General features: G+C 30.2%; 19 protein-coding genes and 1 tRNA gene. 18 read left to right on the forward strand and 2 right to left on the reverse strand.

Annotated features, from left to right (window positions below; all coding sequences use genetic code 11):
* The first annotated feature begins 13 nt into the window (after positions 1-13).
* The gene (putP, locus tag CAMP5121_RS03045; protein WP_337214760.1) at positions 14-1,495 is read left to right on the forward strand and encodes a sodium/proline symporter PutP; all 1,482 of its coding nucleotides are present in this window, start codon (positions 14-16) and stop codon (positions 1,493-1,495) included.
* Positions 1,496-1,512: 17 nt separating this feature from the next.
* Here the strand turns inward: putP and yedF are convergent, their stop codons facing one another.
* Both yedF and yedE read right to left on the reverse strand, forming a co-directional pair.
* A complete protein-coding gene (gene yedF, locus CAMP5121_RS03050; RefSeq protein WP_012661107.1) occupies positions 1,513-1,740 on the reverse strand; it encodes a sulfurtransferase-like selenium metabolism protein YedF in 228 nt (75 codons plus the stop codon).
* Positions 1,737-2,951 (reverse strand): selenium metabolism membrane protein YedE/FdhT, encoded by a 1,215-nt coding sequence (yedE, locus tag CAMP5121_RS03055; protein ID WP_337214761.1) that lies wholly within the window; start codon positions 2,949-2,951, stop codon positions 1,737-1,739. The genes yedF and yedE overlap by 4 nt, the downstream gene beginning before the upstream one ends.
* Before the next feature lie 158 nt (positions 2,952-3,109).
* Here yedE and CAMP5121_RS03060 point away from each other — a divergent pair.
* The 17 genes from CAMP5121_RS03060 to CAMP5121_RS03140 all read left to right on the forward strand — a co-directional run bounded on the left by CAMP5121_RS03060 (position 3,110) and on the right by CAMP5121_RS03140 (position 17,692).
* Positions 3,110-3,207, forward strand: a tRNA-Sec gene (locus CAMP5121_RS03060).
* Positions 3,208-3,231: 24 nt separating this feature from the next.
* Complete coding sequence (locus tag CAMP5121_RS03065) at positions 3,232-4,482, forward strand: adenylosuccinate synthase (protein ID WP_263702511.1); 1,251 nt, start codon at positions 3,232-3,234, stop codon at positions 4,480-4,482.
* Positions 4,479-4,898 (forward strand): flagellar FliJ family protein, encoded by a 420-nt coding sequence (locus tag CAMP5121_RS03070; protein WP_263678553.1) that lies wholly within the window; start codon positions 4,479-4,481, stop codon positions 4,896-4,898. Before CAMP5121_RS03065 ends, CAMP5121_RS03070 begins: the two co-directional genes overlap by 4 nt.
* Complete coding sequence (locus CAMP5121_RS03075; protein ID WP_412174992.1) at positions 4,898-5,413, forward strand: MotE family protein; 516 nt, start codon at positions 4,898-4,900, stop codon at positions 5,411-5,413. The genes CAMP5121_RS03070 and CAMP5121_RS03075 overlap by 1 nt, the downstream gene beginning before the upstream one ends.
* Before the next feature lie 61 nt (positions 5,414-5,474).
* A complete protein-coding gene (locus tag CAMP5121_RS03080) occupies positions 5,475-6,026 on the forward strand; it encodes a DUF507 family protein (RefSeq protein ID WP_257929470.1) in 552 nt (183 codons plus the stop codon).
* Entirely contained in the window at positions 6,023-7,141 is a 1,119-nt protein-coding gene (gene carA / locus CAMP5121_RS03085) for a glutamine-hydrolyzing carbamoyl-phosphate synthase small subunit (protein WP_337214762.1), read from the forward strand. The genes CAMP5121_RS03080 and carA overlap by 4 nt, the downstream gene beginning before the upstream one ends.
* Positions 7,138-7,800: a sulfite exporter TauE/SafE family protein gene (locus tag CAMP5121_RS03090; RefSeq protein WP_337214763.1), complete on the forward strand. Its 663-nt coding sequence runs from the start codon at positions 7,138-7,140 to the stop codon at positions 7,798-7,800. Before carA ends, CAMP5121_RS03090 begins: the two co-directional genes overlap by 4 nt.
* A 123-nt stretch (positions 7,801-7,923) precedes the next feature.
* Positions 7,924-9,390: a cytochrome-c oxidase, cbb3-type subunit I gene (gene ccoN, locus CAMP5121_RS03095; RefSeq protein ID WP_263663810.1), complete on the forward strand. Its 1,467-nt coding sequence runs from the start codon at positions 7,924-7,926 to the stop codon at positions 9,388-9,390.
* Positions 9,391-9,401: 11 nt separating this feature from the next.
* Complete coding sequence (gene ccoO / locus CAMP5121_RS03100; RefSeq protein ID WP_149062087.1) at positions 9,402-10,067, forward strand: cytochrome-c oxidase, cbb3-type subunit II; 666 nt, start codon at positions 9,402-9,404, stop codon at positions 10,065-10,067.
* Between the two features lie 8 nt (positions 10,068-10,075).
* The gene (locus CAMP5121_RS03105; protein ID WP_039617636.1) at positions 10,076-10,279 is read left to right on the forward strand and encodes a cytochrome c oxidase, cbb3-type, CcoQ subunit; all 204 of its coding nucleotides are present in this window, start codon (positions 10,076-10,078) and stop codon (positions 10,277-10,279) included.
* Positions 10,279-11,157 (forward strand): cytochrome-c oxidase, cbb3-type subunit III, encoded by an 879-nt coding sequence (ccoP, locus tag CAMP5121_RS03110; RefSeq protein WP_263663811.1) that lies wholly within the window; start codon positions 10,279-10,281, stop codon positions 11,155-11,157. The genes CAMP5121_RS03105 and ccoP overlap by 1 nt, the downstream gene beginning before the upstream one ends.
* Positions 11,157-11,369 (forward strand): DUF4006 family protein, encoded by a 213-nt coding sequence (locus CAMP5121_RS03115; RefSeq protein ID WP_263663812.1) that lies wholly within the window; start codon positions 11,157-11,159, stop codon positions 11,367-11,369. The genes ccoP and CAMP5121_RS03115 overlap by 1 nt, the downstream gene beginning before the upstream one ends.
* A 2-nt stretch (positions 11,370-11,371) precedes the next feature.
* Complete coding sequence (locus CAMP5121_RS03120; protein ID WP_149062088.1) at positions 11,372-11,473, forward strand: hypothetical protein; 102 nt, start codon at positions 11,372-11,374, stop codon at positions 11,471-11,473.
* The gene (locus CAMP5121_RS03125; RefSeq protein WP_337214764.1) at positions 11,470-12,045 is read left to right on the forward strand and encodes a hypothetical protein; all 576 of its coding nucleotides are present in this window, start codon (positions 11,470-11,472) and stop codon (positions 12,043-12,045) included. The genes CAMP5121_RS03120 and CAMP5121_RS03125 overlap by 4 nt, the downstream gene beginning before the upstream one ends.
* Entirely contained in the window at positions 12,046-12,558 is a 513-nt protein-coding gene (locus CAMP5121_RS03130; RefSeq protein ID WP_337214765.1) for a FixH family protein, read from the forward strand. It abuts the gene before it with no gap.
* Positions 12,558-14,948, forward strand: coding sequence for a PD-(D/E)XK nuclease family protein (locus CAMP5121_RS03135; RefSeq protein WP_337214766.1), 2,391 nt, complete (start codon positions 12,558-12,560; stop codon positions 14,946-14,948). Before CAMP5121_RS03130 ends, CAMP5121_RS03135 begins: the two co-directional genes overlap by 1 nt.
* Positions 14,945-17,692, forward strand: coding sequence for a RecB-like helicase (locus tag CAMP5121_RS03140; protein ID WP_337214767.1), 2,748 nt, complete (start codon positions 14,945-14,947; stop codon positions 17,690-17,692). Before CAMP5121_RS03135 ends, CAMP5121_RS03140 begins: the two co-directional genes overlap by 4 nt.
* The last annotated feature ends 45 nt before the right edge of the window (positions 17,693-17,737 follow it).

The following is a 17,737-nucleotide window of genomic DNA, read 5'->3' on the forward strand; positions in this document are numbered from 1 at the left end:
AAAAGGAGATAAAATGGAGGTTGTTCAAATTAATACTCAAATTGCGATAATGTTTGTCGCATATTCAGCATTAATGCTTTTTATCGGATTTTATTTTTATAAACAAAATAAAAATTCAGAGGACTATTTTTTAGGTGGTCGTTCTATGGGGCCGGTAGTTTCAGCACTTAGTGCTGGAGCTTCTGATATGAGTGGATGGCTTTTAATGGGTTTGCCAGGAGCTTTATATGTAAGTGGCTTAGCTGAAAGTTATATTGCAATAGGTCTTAGTATAGGAGCGTTTTTAAACTGGGCTTTTATAGCAAAAAGACTTAGAATTTATACTAGCGTGATTGCAAATTCTATTACCATTCCAGATTATTTTGAAACAAGATTTGATGATGATAAGCATATATTAAGAGTGGTTTGTGCTATTGTTATTTTAATTTTCTTTACTTTTTATGTTTCTTCAGGACTTGTAGGTGGAGCAAAACTTTTTGAAGCAACTTTTGGAATTCAATATGATTATGCTTTAACTACAGGAACTGTGATTATAGTTGCTTATACATTTTTGGGTGGATATAAGGCAGTTTGTTGGACGGATTTGATTCAGGGTTTATTAATGATGAGTGCCTTGATTATCGTGCCTATAGTGATGATTTATCATTTGGGTGGCTTTAGTGAAGCTGTTAATATAGTCAAAGAAATTAAGCCAAATACTTTTTCTATGGGAGAAGGATTAAGCTTTTTAGGCATAGTTTCAGCGCTTTCTTGGGGGCTTGGATATTTTGGTCAGCCGCATATTTTGGTGCGTTTTATGTCTATACGCTCAACTAAAGACATCCCAACTGCTACTTTTGTAGGAATTTCTTGGATGGTTATATCTTTAATTGGTGCTTGTTTGATAGGTGTTTTAGGTATAGCTTATGTGAGTAAATTTGAACTTAGTTTACAAGATCCTGAAAAGATTTTTATCGTAATGTCACAATTACTTTTTAATCCTTGGATAGCAGGTATTTTATTAAGCGCTATTTTGGCAGCTATTATGAGTACAGCAAGTTCACAATTGCTTGTTTCAAGTTCGACTATAGCAGAAGATTTTTATAAAAGAATTTTCAATAAAGAAGCGTCTAATAAAACAGTGATGACTTTAGGTAGATTTGGTGTTTTAGCAGTGGCTGTGATAGCTTTTGTTATTTCTACTGATAAAAACTCAAGCGTATTAAGCATAGTAGCTTATGCTTGGGCAGGGTTTGGAGCAAGTTTTGGTTCTGTAATGCTCTTTTCATTATTTTGGTCAAAAATGACTAGATATGCTGCTATTGCAGGTATGATTACGGGCGCAGTTGTAGTTGTAGCATATAAAAATTTCTTGGCTGAGTGGCTTAATTTTCCTATTTATGAAATCATTCCAGGATTTTTAGCTGCATCTATTGTGATTGTTTTAGTGAGCTTGGTAACTAAAGTTCGCCCAGGAACTAAAGCAGCTTATGAAACAATGTTAAAACATCTTTAATATATATTCAAAAGTCTTTAAGGCTTTTGAATTAAAAATCTAAGCGTTGGACCATCTTGATTTATTTCTAGAATTTCAAAACCACGATTTTTAGCATCCTGTGGTATGGAATTAATGCTTTGTGGGCAATCACATAAAATTTCTAAAACTTCACCTGATTTTAGTTCTTTTAAGGCATCAATAGTAGCTATAGCAGGGTATGGACAAGCCTCACCTTCTAAATTTAAACTATAATGAATAATCATATTTTTCCTTTTTTATTTTGTTTGAAAAAGAATGATTTTTTAAACTTTAATATAAATAAAAATAAAATTACAAATAAAATTAAATTGATTGCTAAACCATTAAAATAACCAAATTCATTTAAAAGATGAATCTTTACTCCATCTGTTAAGAAATTTGGAAAATGATCGTAGCTTAAAGCTAATATCATAGTGCCAATAATATTTGCAATACCCACTATAATAAAATGACTTTGTCCTTCACAAGCTCGATACATCCAGCCACACTCGCATCCTCCGGCAAAAACTATCCCAAAGCCAAATAAAAAAGCACCTAAAGCAATATTTGGTGATATTTCTATTATTTTGCTAGTGTGCCCTTGTAAGATAAAAGCAAAAGCTATTAAACAAGCTATAATCATACCTATTAAAGCACCCTTTATGGCATTATCCCTACCAAATAAAAATAAATCTCTAAAGCAAGAAGTAAAGCAAATTTGAGCTCTAGATATGATAAAACCAAAAACAAAGCCAAATATTAACGCTAAAGGAAGAATACTTTCTTTATTTTTAATATTTAAAGGTTGTCTTTGTAGTATAAATATAACATAAGTTATAAAAATTATAAATACACCAAGTCCTATATAAAAATATATCTTTGCAGTTTTATTTTGTGTTTTTAATGATTGGTTTTCTTTGCATACACGTTGTAATTTAGCTTTTGGTTTAAAAGGTGTTAGATTGCAAACTTTAACAGCTAAATAAATCCCTAAAATCATAAATAAGGTAAAAACCCAAGTATGCAAAGAAAAATAAGGTAAACCTGTAAAAAAATTTGCCAAATTGCAACCAAAGGCAAGTCTTGCACCAAAACCGGATAAAATTCCACCTATAATAGCTTGAAAAATTCGAATTTTGCTAGCAGGTAAGCGCCATTTGAATTTATTTGCTAAAAATGCAGCACTTAAACACCCTATAAACATACCTATAAGCATAATACCATCAATTCTTGTTAAGGGACTGCCACTTAAATTTTGCTTTTGATAATAAGAATAAGAGCTTAAGTCTATGCCAAAAAATTCTAAAAACTCTCCACCCCAGCGCGTCATTTCGCCAGTGACTGCCCAAACGCTACCAAAAATTCCAAAATAAATAGCACTTAAAATTCCAAGCATAATCATGCCTTTGGAATTATCCCAAAAATTTATAAAAAAAGATTGTTTGAAAGAATGCATCGTCGTATCCAAAAATTGTGATTGTCAAAACTTGACACTAATAAAGTTAGCATTATAGCTAATAAATTTATACAAAATAAAATATTATTAAAAATAGTTTCAATTTTACGTATTTGGTTTTTGTTTTAATTAAAAATATTAAGATATAATATCTTTTTGGAAGGTTAGCTTATCTGGTGATGGCCACTGACTTCAAATCAGATGAAAGGGTAGTTGACTACTTTTTGGGGAGTTCGATTCTCTCACCTTCTCGCCAAATTTAAGTCAAAATGGAGTTTTCATGAGTAAAGCAGATATTGTCGTTGGTATCCAATGGGGTGATGAGGGTAAAGGTAAGATAGTTGATAAACTATGTGAAAATTATGATTATGTTTGCAGGAGTGCAGGCGGACATAATGCAGGTCACACTATATGGGTTGATGGTATAAGATATGCTTTACATTTAATGCCATCAGGCGTTTTGAATAAGCAATGTGTTAATGTTATAGGAAATGGAGTTGTAGTTAATCCCGATGTATTAATTAGCGAAATGGCTCAATTTGAAAATTTAGAAGGAAGATTATTTATAAGTGATAGAGCTCATTTAAATTTAAACCACCATGCTTTGATTGATCAAGCAAGAGAAAGACTTAAAGGCGATAAAGCTATAGGAACAACAGGCAAAGGCATAGGGCCAAGCTATGAAGATAAAATAAGTCGTAATGGACATAGAGTAGGGGAATTGCTAGAGCCTGAAAAACTTTGTGAAAATTTAATGAAAGATTTTGAACTTAAAAAAACTTATTTTGATGTTTTAGGTATTGCAATGCCTAGTTATGATGAAATTTTAAAAGATTTAAAACGCTTTAAAGAAGTGCTAGCGCCATATATTACAGATACCACGAGAATGCTTTGGAAAGCTTTGGATGAGGATAAAAAAGTATTGTTAGAAGGTGCACAAGGATCAATGCTTGATATTGATCATGGAACTTATCCTTATGTTACTAGTTCAACGACTATTTCAGCTGGGGCTTTAAGTGGTTTGGGATTAAATCCAAAAGAAATTGGAAAAGTTATAGGTATAGTAAAAGCTTATACAACAAGAGTGGGAAATGGAGCTTTTCCAAGTGAAGATTTAGGTGAAGATGGTGAAAAAATAGGACTTATTGGTAAAGAAATCGGTGTAAGTACAGGTAGAAAAAGAAGATGTGGTTGGTTTGATGCGGTTGCGGTAAGATATACTGCAAGATTAAATGGCTTAGATACTTTATCATTGATGAAGCTTGATGTGTTGGATGGTTTTGAAAGTGTTAAAATTTGTAAAGCTTATGAGTATAAGGGGCAAGAAATAGACTATGTGCCTTGTGATTTAGAAAATGCTAAACCTATTTATGAAGTAATGGAAGGTTGGGATAAAGTTGCAGGGATTAGGGATTATGATTTGTTACCTGAAAATGCTAAAAAATACATTAAACGTTTAGAAGAATTAAGTGGTGTTAAAGTAGGTTATATCTCTACAAGCCCTGAAAGAGAAGATACTATCATTTTATGAAAAGCAAATATTCTTCTGTGATTAAGCTTAGAAAACAACAGCTTGATAAAGCAGAAGCAAATTTAACCAAAACAAGACAAAAGCTTTTGCAGTGTGAAGAAGAGCTTAAAGAAGCTTCAAAAACTTGCGAAAGCTTAACTTTAGCCGATAAGGGTTCGATAGCTTTGTTAAGATCGTCTTTAAAATTGCAAGAAATTGCAAGAGAAGGCAAGCAAAGGGTTAAACAAAAATTGGATTTAACCAAAAAAGAATTAGCGCATCATCAGCATTTATATAAAAAAGCTCATTTGGAATTTGAAAAAATCAAAGTTTTAGAAAATGAAGAATTAAAAAAGATTCAAAAAGCCTTACAAAAAGAAGAAGAAAAATTTATAGATGAACTTGCTATAACAAGGCATTTTAATAAGGATAAATAATGAAAAAAATAATATTTTTATTAATTTTTTTAAATTTTGTAAATGCGCAACAAAATTGTGAGCAATATTTTGAAGCAAGAAAAGAACAAATGCAAGAACAAATTAGAGAATATGATGAGGCAAGACAAAGTTTAGAAGCATATAGGGCATCTTTTGAAGCTTTACAAAAAGAAAAAATGCAAGCTTTGGTACAAAAAGAAGCTGATATTAATGCAAGTTTAGAACAAATCAAAAGCTTAAAAGAACAAAATGAACGTATATTGAAAGCAACTAGAGAAAATCTCCAAGCGATTAATGATAAAACTATGGGGCGTATTACAGAAATCTATGCAAAAATGAAAGATGTGGCTGTTGCAGGTATATTAAGTGAAATGGAACCTGATGAAGCTTCAAAAATTCTACTTTCGCTTGATCCTAGAAAAATTTCATCCATTATGGCAAAAATGGAACCTAAGAAAGCTTCAGATTTAACATTACTTTTAAAAAATTTAGATCAAAATGCAAGTTCGCAGTAAGTTTTAAGCAGTTTTTACCTTTTTTTTAGTATTATTTCAATAAAAATAAAAAGGTGAATAAATGCGTATCAAACCAGCTCACATACCTTATATAGCAAATAAAATAATACTTGATTTAATGCATTCTTCTTTTGTTAAAATTAAAGATGATAGTCAAAAACTTTTAAAAATAGCAAAAGAGATTATAGAAATAGATGTTTTAAACGAGCGTAAGCTTGATGAAAAAGCAAAAGAGCTTTTAGAAAGCCAAGAAGATGAAATCGAGTTTATGCAAATAGATAGAAAAAGTATGTTTTGGATGATTAAGAAAAAATTAGCAAATGAGTTTAAATTTATGCTTGATAGTGAAGATAGATACAATAATCTTTCTCATAAAATTTTAGAAAATTTAGTAGAAGAGGATTTGATAAATTATAATGTATCAGAAAATCGTGTGAAAAATCTCATTTTCTCAAGTATTATGTCTTATTTAAAAGAGTATGAAAATTTAGAAGATTTGGTTTATGAAAAAATTTCAAATTATAAAAGAAAGCTTATCCTAGGTTCTGAAGAATATGAATTAGTGTTTGAAAAGCTTTACCAAGAAGAGCTTAGAAAAAAGGGACTTTTATGAAAGCATATATTTATATAGAAAATGATGTTTTTTTAAGTGCAAAGGCTTTTGGAGAAAGTGGAACTTTTTTTGGTGAGCTCGTTTTTAATACTTCTTTAACGGGCTATCAAGAGATTATTTCTGATCCTTCATATGCGGGTCAATTTGTGGTTTTTTCAATGCCAGAAATTGGCATAGTTGGCGTTAATGATGAAGATAATGAAAGTAAAGAAGTTTTTGCTAGCGGTATGATCATAAGAGAATTAAATGAAGATTATTCTAATTTTAGAGCCAATGATTCTTTAAGTGCTTATTTGAAAAACCATGGCAAAATAGGACTTTGTGAAATTGATACAAGATTTTTGGTTAAAATGATTAGAGATCAAGGAAATTTAAGAGCTGTAATATCTACTGAAGTTAAAGACAAAGAAGAGCTTAAGAAAATGCTTCTTTCTAGTGCTAAAATCGATGAGGTAAATTATGTAGCACAAGTTAGCACTAAAAGCTCTTATAAGCATAGTAAAGGTGCTTGGAATCATAGCAACAAAACTTATGAGAATGTAAAAGCAAATGGTAAAAAAGTAGCTGTGATTGATTATGGTGTAAAAGAAAATATTTTAAATGAACTTGTGAGTGTAGGACTTGAAGTAGAGGTTTTTCCTTATAATACCAAGGCAAAAGATTTGATTGATTTATACCAAAAAGGTGCAATTCATGGGGTATTTTTATCCAATGGACCAGGTGAGCCAAAAATTTTAAAAGATGAAATTGCAGAGATTAAAAAATTAGCAGAAGCAAAAATTCCTATGCTAGGTATTTGTTTAGGGCACCAGCTTTTAAGTAATGCATTTGGTTATGAAACTTATAAGATGAAATTTGGTCAACATGGAGCAAATCATCCAGTAATTAATCTTACAAATAATACAGTAGAAATCACAGCGCAAAATCACAACTATAATGTTCCTGAAGAAATAGCAGAGGTTGCAACAATTACTCATAGAAATTTATTTGGTGATAATGTAGAGGGTGTAAAATACAAAAATTATCCTATCATTTCAGTACAACATCACCCAGAAAGCTCCTCAGGACCACATGAGAGCAAATACATCTTTAAAGAATTTTTAGAGCTTTTGTGAATTTAGATTTTATTGCTTTAGCGAGTATAGCTTTTCTTTCTAGCTTTGGACATTGTTATGGAATGTGCGGAGGTTTTATTTTAGCTTATACTCAGCTTTCAAAGCAGTTCAAACTCCCTTTTTCTCTTTTGATTTTCTCTTATCATTTATCTAGAATTTTTGCCTATGTTTGTTTGGGTGTATTTTTTGGATTTTTTGGAAATTTATTTTCTTTTAGCGAATTTGCAAAAGGTATAATGCTTTTTACTATCGGGATTTTTATGGTGGTTTTAGCTTTTGCTTTAATTTTTAAAGGAAAATTGTTAGCTTTTTTTGAAAGCTCTTTAATTTTTGACTGTGTCATTAAAAAAAACATTTCAAGATTAATTCAAAATAAGTCTTTAAAAAGTACTATTTTTTTAGGCTTTTTAAATGGTTTTGTACCTTGTGGCTTGGTGTATTTTTATATAGCTTTTGGAATGAGTGTACAAAATGTATACTTAGCAGCGTTAATTATGCTTGTTTTTGGACTTTCAACACTGCCTGCTTTGGTATTTTTTGCTTATTTTTCTAAAACACTGAGTGAAAAATTTCAAAAAACAGCTAGTTTGATTTCTTATATTTTAATATTTTTTTATGGCTTGTATTTTTCTTATATAGGTTTTTCTTTAACTCGATAAAATTTATTATTTACTTATAACTCTTAATAGATGATTAATCATTGTGATTTTAAGCTAAAAAAGATGATAATTATCATATAATATAGCGATTGCATATTGCAGAAAAAAACTTAAGGAGAGGAAATGCACCCAGGAAATGCATTAAACTATGACTATACGGTTGCTAAATATTTTATGTTTGCTACCTTATTGTTTGGTGTTATTGGTATGGCTATTGGAACGCTTATTGCCTTTCAAATGGCTTATCCGGATTTAAACTATTTAGCTGGTGAGTATGGCACTTTTTCAAGACTTAGACCATTGCACACTTCAGGTGTAATTTTTGGTTTTATGCTCTCAGGAATTTGGGCTACTTGGTATTATATTGGTCAGCGTGTACTAAAAGTTAGTATGGCAGAATCAAGCTTTTTAATGTTTGTTGGCAAACTACATTTTTGGCTTTATATGATCACTATGATTATAGCTGTTATTACCTTGTTTGCAGGTATTAGTACTTCAAAAGAATACGCAGAGCTTGAATGGCCACTTGATATATTGGTAGTTTTAGTTTGGGTTTTATGGGGTGTAAGTATTTTTGGACTTATTGGAATTCGCCGTGAAAAAACTTTATATGTTTCACTTTGGTATTATATAGCTACTTTCCTAGGTATAGCAATGCTTTATCTATTTAATAATATGGCTGTACCAACTTATTTTGTAAGTGGAATGGGCGATTGGTGGCATAGTGTTTCTATGTATGCAGGAACTAATGATGCGTTAGTCCAATGGTGGTATGGACACAATGCTGTTGCATTTGTATTTACTGTTGGTATTATTGCTCAAATTTATTATTTCTTACCAAAAGAAAGTGGTCAGCCAATTTTCTCATATAAGTTATCTTTATTTGCGTTTTGGGGCTTAATGTTTGTTTATCTATGGGCAGGTGGACACCACTTGATTTATTCTACTGTGCCTGATTGGATGCAAACTATGGGTTCAGTTTTTTCAATTGTACTTATTTTACCTTCTTGGGGTTCAGCAATTAATATCTTACTTACTATGAAAGGTGAGTGGAGTCAATTAAGAGAAAGTCCGTTGATTAAATTTATGATTTTAGCTTCAACTTTCTATATGTTCTCAACTTTAGAAGGTCCTATTCTTTCTATTAAATCAGTTAATGCATTAGCACACTTTACAGATTGGATTCCAGGACATGTTCATGATGGTACTTTAGGTTGGGTTGGCTTTATGACTATGGCAGCACTTTATCATATGGTGCCTAGAATGTTTAAAAGAGAACTATATAGCAAATCATTAATGGAAGCTCAATTTTGGATTCAAACTACAGGTATAGTATTGTACTTTAGTTCTATGTGGATAGCAGGTATTACTCAAGGTATGATGTGGAGAGCTACTGATGAGTATGGTAACTTACTTTATACTTTCATTGATACTGTTGAAGCTATTGTTCCTTATTATTGGATTAGAGCTGTGGGTGGCTTGTTATACTTAGTAGGATTTTTCATGTTTGTTTATAATATTTATAAATCAATTTCAGTGGGTAGAGTGCTTGATAAAGAGCCAAAAAGTGCTTCACCTATGGCAGCATAAGGAGGAAAAATATGTTTAGTTGGTTAGAAAAAAATCCATTCTTTTTTGCTGTGGCAGTATTTATAGTGATTGCATATGCAGGTATTGTAGAAGTTTTACCTGATTTTGCTCAGAATGCAAGACCAATTGAAGGTAAAAAACCTTATACAGTTTTACAACTTGCAGGACGTCATGCTTATATTAAAGAAAGTTGTAATGCATGTCATTCGCAACTTATTCGTCCTTTTAAATCAGAAACAGATCGTTATGGTATGTACTCAGTTAGTGGTGAATATGCTTATGATAGACCATTTTTATGGGGTTCAAAAAGAACAGGGCCTGATTTATTGCGTATAGGTAATTTTAGAACAACAGATTGGCATGAAAATCACATGTGGGATCCAGTTTCAGTTGTCCCTGGTTCTATTATGCCAGCTTATAAACATATGTTTAGCAATAATGCAAATATAGAAACAGCTTATGCAGAAGCACTAACTGTAAAAAAAGTTTTCAATGTGCCTTATGATACTGAAAATGGTACAAAACTAGGTACTTGGGAAGAGGCTCAAGCAGAAGTTAAAGCAGAAGCTCAAGCTATAGTAGATCAAATGAAAAATCAAGATGTTAAAGATGCGTTTGCTAGAGGTGAAATTAGAGAGATTGTAGCTTTGATTGCGTATCTTAACAGCTTAAAATAGGAAAAACTATGGATTTAGAACTAATAAGAGAGCTACAAGCTTATGGTTTTTTTGCTCTTGTAGTATTTTTAGTGGTAGTTTTATATTCTTATTGGTTTCATTTGTATAGATCTGAAAAAACAGGTAGAAGAAACTATGAAAAATACGCTGATTTGGCATTGCATGATGAAATCAGCGATCGTGTTTTAGAGCAAAATAAAAGGAGTGCTTAATGCAATGGTTGAATTTACAAGATAATGTTAATTTATTATCTTTTATCGGAGCAATTCTTATCATACTAATTACGCTTGTTGTGGTAGGAAAATTGTTTAAAAGTATGAAAGAAGAAAAGAGCCAAGGTGAACTAAGCGAGCATAGTTGGGATGGTATAGGTGAGTTTAAAAATCCTATACCACTTGGTTGGGCTGTAGTGTTTTTCTTAGCTATAGTATGGTGTATATGGTATTTTCTTTGGGGATATCCTTTAAATAGTTATTCTCAAATTGGTGAGTATAATAAAGAAGTACAAGCACATAATGAAAAATTTGCACAAAAATTTGCAAATTTAAGTGCACAAGATAAACAAGAAATGGGTAAGAATATTTTCTTGGTTCAATGTTCTTCTTGTCATGGTATTACAGGTGATGGTATTAATGGAAAAGCACAAAATCTTAACATTTGGGGTTCAGAAGAAGGGCTTATAGAGGTAATTACTAAAGGTTCTAAGGGTATGAATTATCCTATGGGTGAAATGTTAAGCGCAGCTGATAATGGCATAGATGAGGCTGATATCCCTGCAATTGCTGCCTATGTTGCTTCTGAAATTTCAGCAATTAAAAAAACTGAAAATCCTCAACTTGTAGCAAAAGGAAAAGAACTTTTTGCAACTTGTACGGTGTGTCATGGTGAAGATGGAAAAGGAACTATTGATGGGCAATTGGTTGCTCCGGATTTGACAAAATATGGCAGTGCTGAGTTTGTAGTAGATGTTTTAAATCGTGGTAAAGCAGGTAGTATAGGTATAATGCCTCATTTTAATAATGGTTTATTAAATGAGCTTCAAAAAGAAGCAGTTAGCGAATATGCAATTTCTCTTTCAAGGGGTGAATAATGGAAAATTCAAATAGATGTGTATTTTCACTTTCGGGTGTTAGTGGAATGTTAATAGCAACTGTTTTATTGCTATCGATTCTAGCTGGACTTACTGTTTTGGGTCTTAAAACACAGCAAGATGTTATGCAAAAACCTTATAAAATAGAAAATGCAGAGCAAATTAAAATGTTTGACTCTAAAAGAGAAGAACATATCATCATAAAGGAATGATTATGGCAAAAGTTCTTGAATACTTAATCATAGCTGGCTTAGTTGTAGCAGCAGGAGTTACTGCTTGGTCAGTTTTAACTGTAAATCACCTTTTTATAGGATGAAAAATATATTTAAAGGCGGTTTTTTAACCGCCGCTTTTATTTGCTTTGCTAATTTCTTACATGCTGAAATACTATTAAATGACAATATCTTAAATACTGCAATAGAACAAAATATTACTTCAAGCTCTAAGCAAATTCGTGAGTTAACCGGAGTAAATATCGCTTTGGCATTAAGTGATAAAAAAGATTTTGAAAGTTTAAAGAGCTATGAAGCTAATTTGAACAAGCCGTATATTTTACTTGTATTTTCTAAAGCTTCACATAAGGTAGATATACTTGCAAGTGATGATGCTTTAGCTTTTTTTGATAAAGAAGGTGTTTTGAGTCCTTACCCTGAAAAAGGAACGATTTTGCCTATACTTGCAAATCCTAAACAAAAAGACATTTACAATGCTGCTATTTTAAATGGTTATGCAGATATCGCTGATCAAGTGGCAAATCATTTTAATATAAAACCTTTTTATGGAAATTCAAATCGTGATACTTTAAATATCATGAGAATTTTAATTTATGGCTTTTTATGTGTTGCGATTTTGATGTTAGTGCAAAGAAAAATCAAAAGGAGAAGATAAATGCAAAATCAGAAAACATTTTGGCCTTATGGCATTTTGATTTCTTTAGGGCTTATTGTTATAGCTTGTATTGTAACGATTTTTATTGCAAGCAAAGCCCCTGTGTATGAAGATAATTTTTATTTTGATTCTTATCAAAATGTTGAGTTAAATTATAATGAAATTCAAAACAGACAAAAGACTTTTGATGAAAATTTTAAATTAAGCATTAAAGATAAAGAAAGCTTTATACATAAGAAAAATCAAGTTTATTATATTAATGAAGGGCAAAATGAACTTAGGATTGCGATTGAAAATTTAAAAGATTATGACTTAAATAAACTTCAAATTCAAACCTTGCTTTCGCGTCCACATACAAATGTAAATGATGAGAATTTACAAGCAAGATTAGAAGGAAGTGATTTGGTGTTTGATTTTAATATTAAAGAAAAAGGCACATGGCAAATACTTTTAAAAATCACTCAAGATGAAAATAGCGTAGGATTTTTTAAATTCTTTTTACAGACTAAATAATGAAGCTTTTTGTTTTTAGCTCACTAAGAGCTTTAAGAAAATATTATGAGAAAAAACTACAAATAGACACTTTAGTAGATCCGGCTATGAGTATAGCTGAATTTATGCAAAAATTAGTTTTTTCTCCACATTTTCAAGCAACTCATTATGAGTGTTTGCTTTTGATGAAAAAGGCTTGTGAACAAACTAAAAATTTAGAACAAAGTTTGAAAATACCGAGTAATTTTTTTGCATTTTTAAAAAACAATGCTTATTTATTTAGTTTTTTTAAAGAACTTAGCTTGGAGAAAAAGGATATTAGTGCTTTAAAAAATTATGACGCTTATGCTCAGTATGATGAACATTTACAAATTTTAGAAGAGCTTTTTAAAAATTATCTTACCCTATTACATGAACAAAATTTATATGATGATATTTCTTTAGTATTAGATTATGAAATTAATAATGATTTTTTAAAAAATTATGATGAGATTATTTTTGATTTTCAAGGTTTTTTGAATGCTTTTGAAGTAGAGCTTTTGTTAAAAGTTAAGGGAATACTTCCTCTTAAAGTGCAATTTAATTGTACTAAATTTAATAAAGATTTTTTAAGTTCTCTTAGCTTTTTACAAGGGCTTTCTCTTAAGGAAAATCATGTGTATTTATATGATGTAAACCAAGCACAAATATTACAAGAGTGTCCTTTTGTACAAGAAAATAAAATCACTTATAAAAGTTTTAATTTACGGTCTTTGCAAGCTGCTTTTGTTTTTGAAAAAATTAACAGCTTTTTAAAAGCTGGTATTAGTGCAAAAGATATTGTAGTGATTACTCCTGATGAGAACTTTGTAGATATTTTAAGACTTTATGATAAAAACAATGTATTAAACTATGCCAATGGGGAAAGTATCAAACATACGCTTTTTTATCATAGATTAAAGACTTTATATGAAAGTGCTAAAGATGATGAGTTTGAGTATGAGCTTAGTGAAGATTTTTTTGATAGGCAAAAGCTAAACAAGCACTTATGTAATTTGCATTTTTATCCTTCTGGTGTTGATTTTATAGAGTTTAAAAAGTTTTTTGATGAAAATATCTCTTTTGATTTTTTTGAAAACTTCATCCATAATTTGCTAGAAGATATTAACAATCAAGAATTGCAAGATTATATCTATCAAGAGCTTGCATTCATTAAAGAACTTATAAAAACACATACTTTAAGTTTTAAGCAAATTTTAGAGTTATTTTTCATGCAAATTGACACTAAAAAACTAAGCAGTGTTGGCGGTGGTGAAGTTACTGTAATGGGTCTTTTAGAAAGTAGGGGGCTCAGCTTTGATGGGGTGGTTATAGTTGATTTTAATGATGAGTTTATCCCTAAAAGAGTTTCAAGTGAGTTATTTTTAAATAATGAAATTCGAAAAAAAGCAGGACTTATTACTCATGCTCAAAGAGAAAATTTACAAAGACATTATTATTACACCCTAATAGCCAAGGCAAAATTAGTAGGAATTTCTTATGTAGAGAATGAAGAAAAAATCAAGTCAAGATTTTTAAGTGAGCTTGATTTTTCACTCATAGAGGATAAAACATACGGTGACAATGCCTATATCAAATACTTTCAAACACACAAGTGTGATTTTAACCTTGAGCCAATTACACATATAATGGCTAAGCATGATTATTTTAGTAAAGAGCTTACTTTTACGAGATTTCACCTTTTGATAAATTATGGCTTAGATTATTATTATAAATATGTCTTAGGACTAAAAGAACCAAAAGAATTAGAAGATACTCTTAGGGCGAATGAGCTAGGAAGTTTTATTCATAAAGCTTTAGAAAAATACTATAAACAAAACAAAAAAGCAAAATATTTTGACTATGAAAAATTTATGGATATTGTAAAAAATTTGAAAGATTACAAAATCGATGCTTTAAATTTAGCTTTAATACAAGCAATGTTTAAAGAATTTCAAGTGCTTGAAAATGAGCATTTTAAACAAGGTTTTATGGTAAGAGATTGTGAATTTTCACAAAAAAAAGATTTTATCGCTCAAAATGGAGTTAAAATTACTATTTTTGGTCGTTTAGATAGATTAGATGAAAATGAAAATGAAAAATTAGTCATAGATTATAAAACTGGGAAAATAGATGAAAAAACTTACCAGCTTGCTTTTTATAAGTTTTTATTAGAGGGTGCATACCCTTTAGAAAATATAAATGCTTGTTTTTATGATTTAAAAAATATGAAAATCGTTTATGAAAATACTGAAAGTGAAAAGGTGCAAGAGCTTAAAGACATGCTTAATGAGCTTGCAAAAGAGCCTTTAGAAAAAGAATTTACTAATCAAAGAAATGATAATACCTATAGTCCTTATACCATGCTTTATAAAAAGGAGTTTAAGCTTTGAGTTGTAATTTTGAGCCTTTTTTGGCCTTAGAAGCTAGTGCAGGAAGTGGAAAAACCTTTGCATTAAGCGTGCGTTTTGTAGCCTTGGTGTTAATGGGAGCTAAGATTAATGAAATTTTAGCTCTTACTTTTACCAATAAAACCACAAGCGAGATGAAAGAAAGGATTTTTAAAACCTTTTTAGAATTTGATGTGCTTGAAAATGGAGAAAATAAAGCAGAATGCAATGAGCTTATGAGAATGCTAGGCAAAAGCAAAGAAGAGCTTGTAGGTTTAAGACAAAAGCGTAAAAACGAATTTTTAAGATCTAAACTCAATATCTATACCTTTGATAGTTTTTTTTCGCAAATTATTCGTTCTTTTGCTTTAAATTTAGGTTTTATGAGTGATTTTGAGATCATAGAAAGTCAAGATAGTTATAAAAATTTCATTGCTAAATTAAACGAAGAAGAGCTAAAAAGTCTAGCGTATTACATTATCCAAACAAAAAGTAAAAGTGATTTTTTAAAAAACCTTGAAAATTTATATATAAAGCATTGTGATGTTAAGCCAAATCCAAAAGCTTACCTTCCAAGTAAGGCTGCTTTAGAAAAAAATATTGATGAGTTTATAGCTTATGCAAAAAATTTAAGCACAAATAAAAATTATCTTTCAAATTTTAATTTTGAAAGAATGGAAGATTTTTTCGCTAAGCCTATTATTAGTAATTTAGATAAAAATTATTTTACTAAAGTCATTGATAATGAATTTTCACAAAAAAGAGCAGAGCTTATACAAAATGCAAAAGAATATTTTAATCAAATGGAAAATTACCGCATAAGTATGCTTGCAAAGCTTTTGGCGCATTTTAAAGAAGCAAGAAATGAAAACAATACCAAGCAAAATGCATTAACTTTTTCAGATATAGCCTTAAAAACTTATGAATTAATTAGTGATGAGGCTAATAAAGATTTGATTTATTTTAGACTTGATGGTTATATTTCTCATTTATTAATCGATGAATTTCAAGATACTAATGTCTTGCAGTATCAAATTTTAAAGCCTATTATCGCTGAGCTTGTTTCAGGTGAGGGTGTGAAAAAAAACAGAAGTTTTTTTTATGTAGGCGATAAAAAGCAGAGTATATATGGTTTTAGAGGGGGTAAAAAAGAACTTTTTGATAAGCTTTTAAAAGACTTTCCACAAATTAAGCTAGAGCATTTGGATACTAATTATCGTAGTAAAAAGATCATTGTTGATTATGTCAATGACACCTTTAAAGATAAATTTTTTGATAGCTTTTTAAATCCTAGCTTTACTTTGCAAAAAAGCGTTAAAGAAGGTGGGTATGTAGAAATTTTGCAAAATCACATCCCTAGTAAAGATAGTTCTGTTTATGAAGCAAGTGCTAAAGAAGCTTTAAAAATCATCCATAGACTTTTAGAAAAAGGCATTAAGCTTGATGATATTTGCATTTTAGTATGGGTCAATAAAGACGCCACTTTGATTCAAGAATTTCTTGAAGAAAATGGCGTTAAAGCTTATACGCAAAGCAATGTTCCTTTGTTAGATTGTATTAGCGTAAGAGTGCTTTTTGAGTATGCAAAGGCTTGTGTGCTTAAAGATGAGTTTAGTTTGTATTTTGTAAATGATATTTTAAAAAAAGAACTTAGCTATCTTGAGCTTGATCTAAACCGCAGTGTAGGTGAAATTTTAAAATACTTGATTGATTATTTAAAGCTTGATCTAAGTGATGTTAATCTTATTGCCTATTTAGAGCATGCAAGTACTTTTGATAATTTTTTTGATTTTTTATTTAGTCCTTGTAAATTAAGTTCTTTACAAGCGCAAAATGATGGAGTTAGCATTATGACCGTGCATAAGTCTAAGGGGCTTGAATTTGAAAATTTAATCGTGCTTGATAGACTTAGTAAAAAAGCTCCAGACACTGATACTTTAATGTTTGAGTATGATTTAGAGCAGGGCTGGGAAATAAAATACAGACATAGTGCTAGAGAATACCTTGAAGATGATAGCTATAATGCCTTTTTAGACAAAAGAAAAAAACTCCAAACAGAAGATGAGATAAATTGTTTATATGTAGCACTTACTAGAGCTAAAAATTCTCTTTTTGTTATAAAAAATGATGAAAATTATAAGGGTTTTAAAGGATATTTTAAAGATTATGAAGAAAAGCAAATAGGCATTTTAGAAGAACAACTTTCAAAAACAAATGAGCCTTTGGAAAAATTAGAGCAAATAGAAAGCTTTGAAGAATTTCAAAAGGTAAATTTGCAAGAAGTTAAAGTTAAAAACTATTTTACAAGTGAGCAAATACATTTTGGCTTGGCTTTGCATGAATTTTTACAATATTTTGATTTTAACACTAAAAATAATTTTGAATTTTGTAAGCAAATGGTGTATAAAAAATATCGTTTTTACTTAGATGATGAAGCTTTTAGTGAGCTTTTTAAAAGACTTACTATGCTTTTAAAAGATGAGAGTTTTAACGCACTTTTAGTGGGTAAAAAGTTACTTAAAGAGCAAATCATCACTTATAAAGGCGAGCAAAAACAGCTTGATATGCTTGCATTTGATGATAATGAAGCTATCATTATAGATTATAAAACAGGTTTAAATTTAAACGAGCATAAAAAGCAAGTTTTACTTTACAAAGAAGCCATAGAAAAAATCTTAACCAAGACTTCCACTAAGACTTTTTTGGTGTATATTCTAAAAGATAAAGTGGATGTAATAGAGGTTTAACATTATATAAGATATCTATATCGTTTTATTTTTTAAGTTGTGTAT

It is taken from the genome of Campylobacter sp. 2352 PW (genome assembly GCF_024723575.1).
Classification (GTDB): domain Bacteria; phylum Campylobacterota; class Campylobacteria; order Campylobacterales; family Campylobacteraceae; genus Campylobacter_D.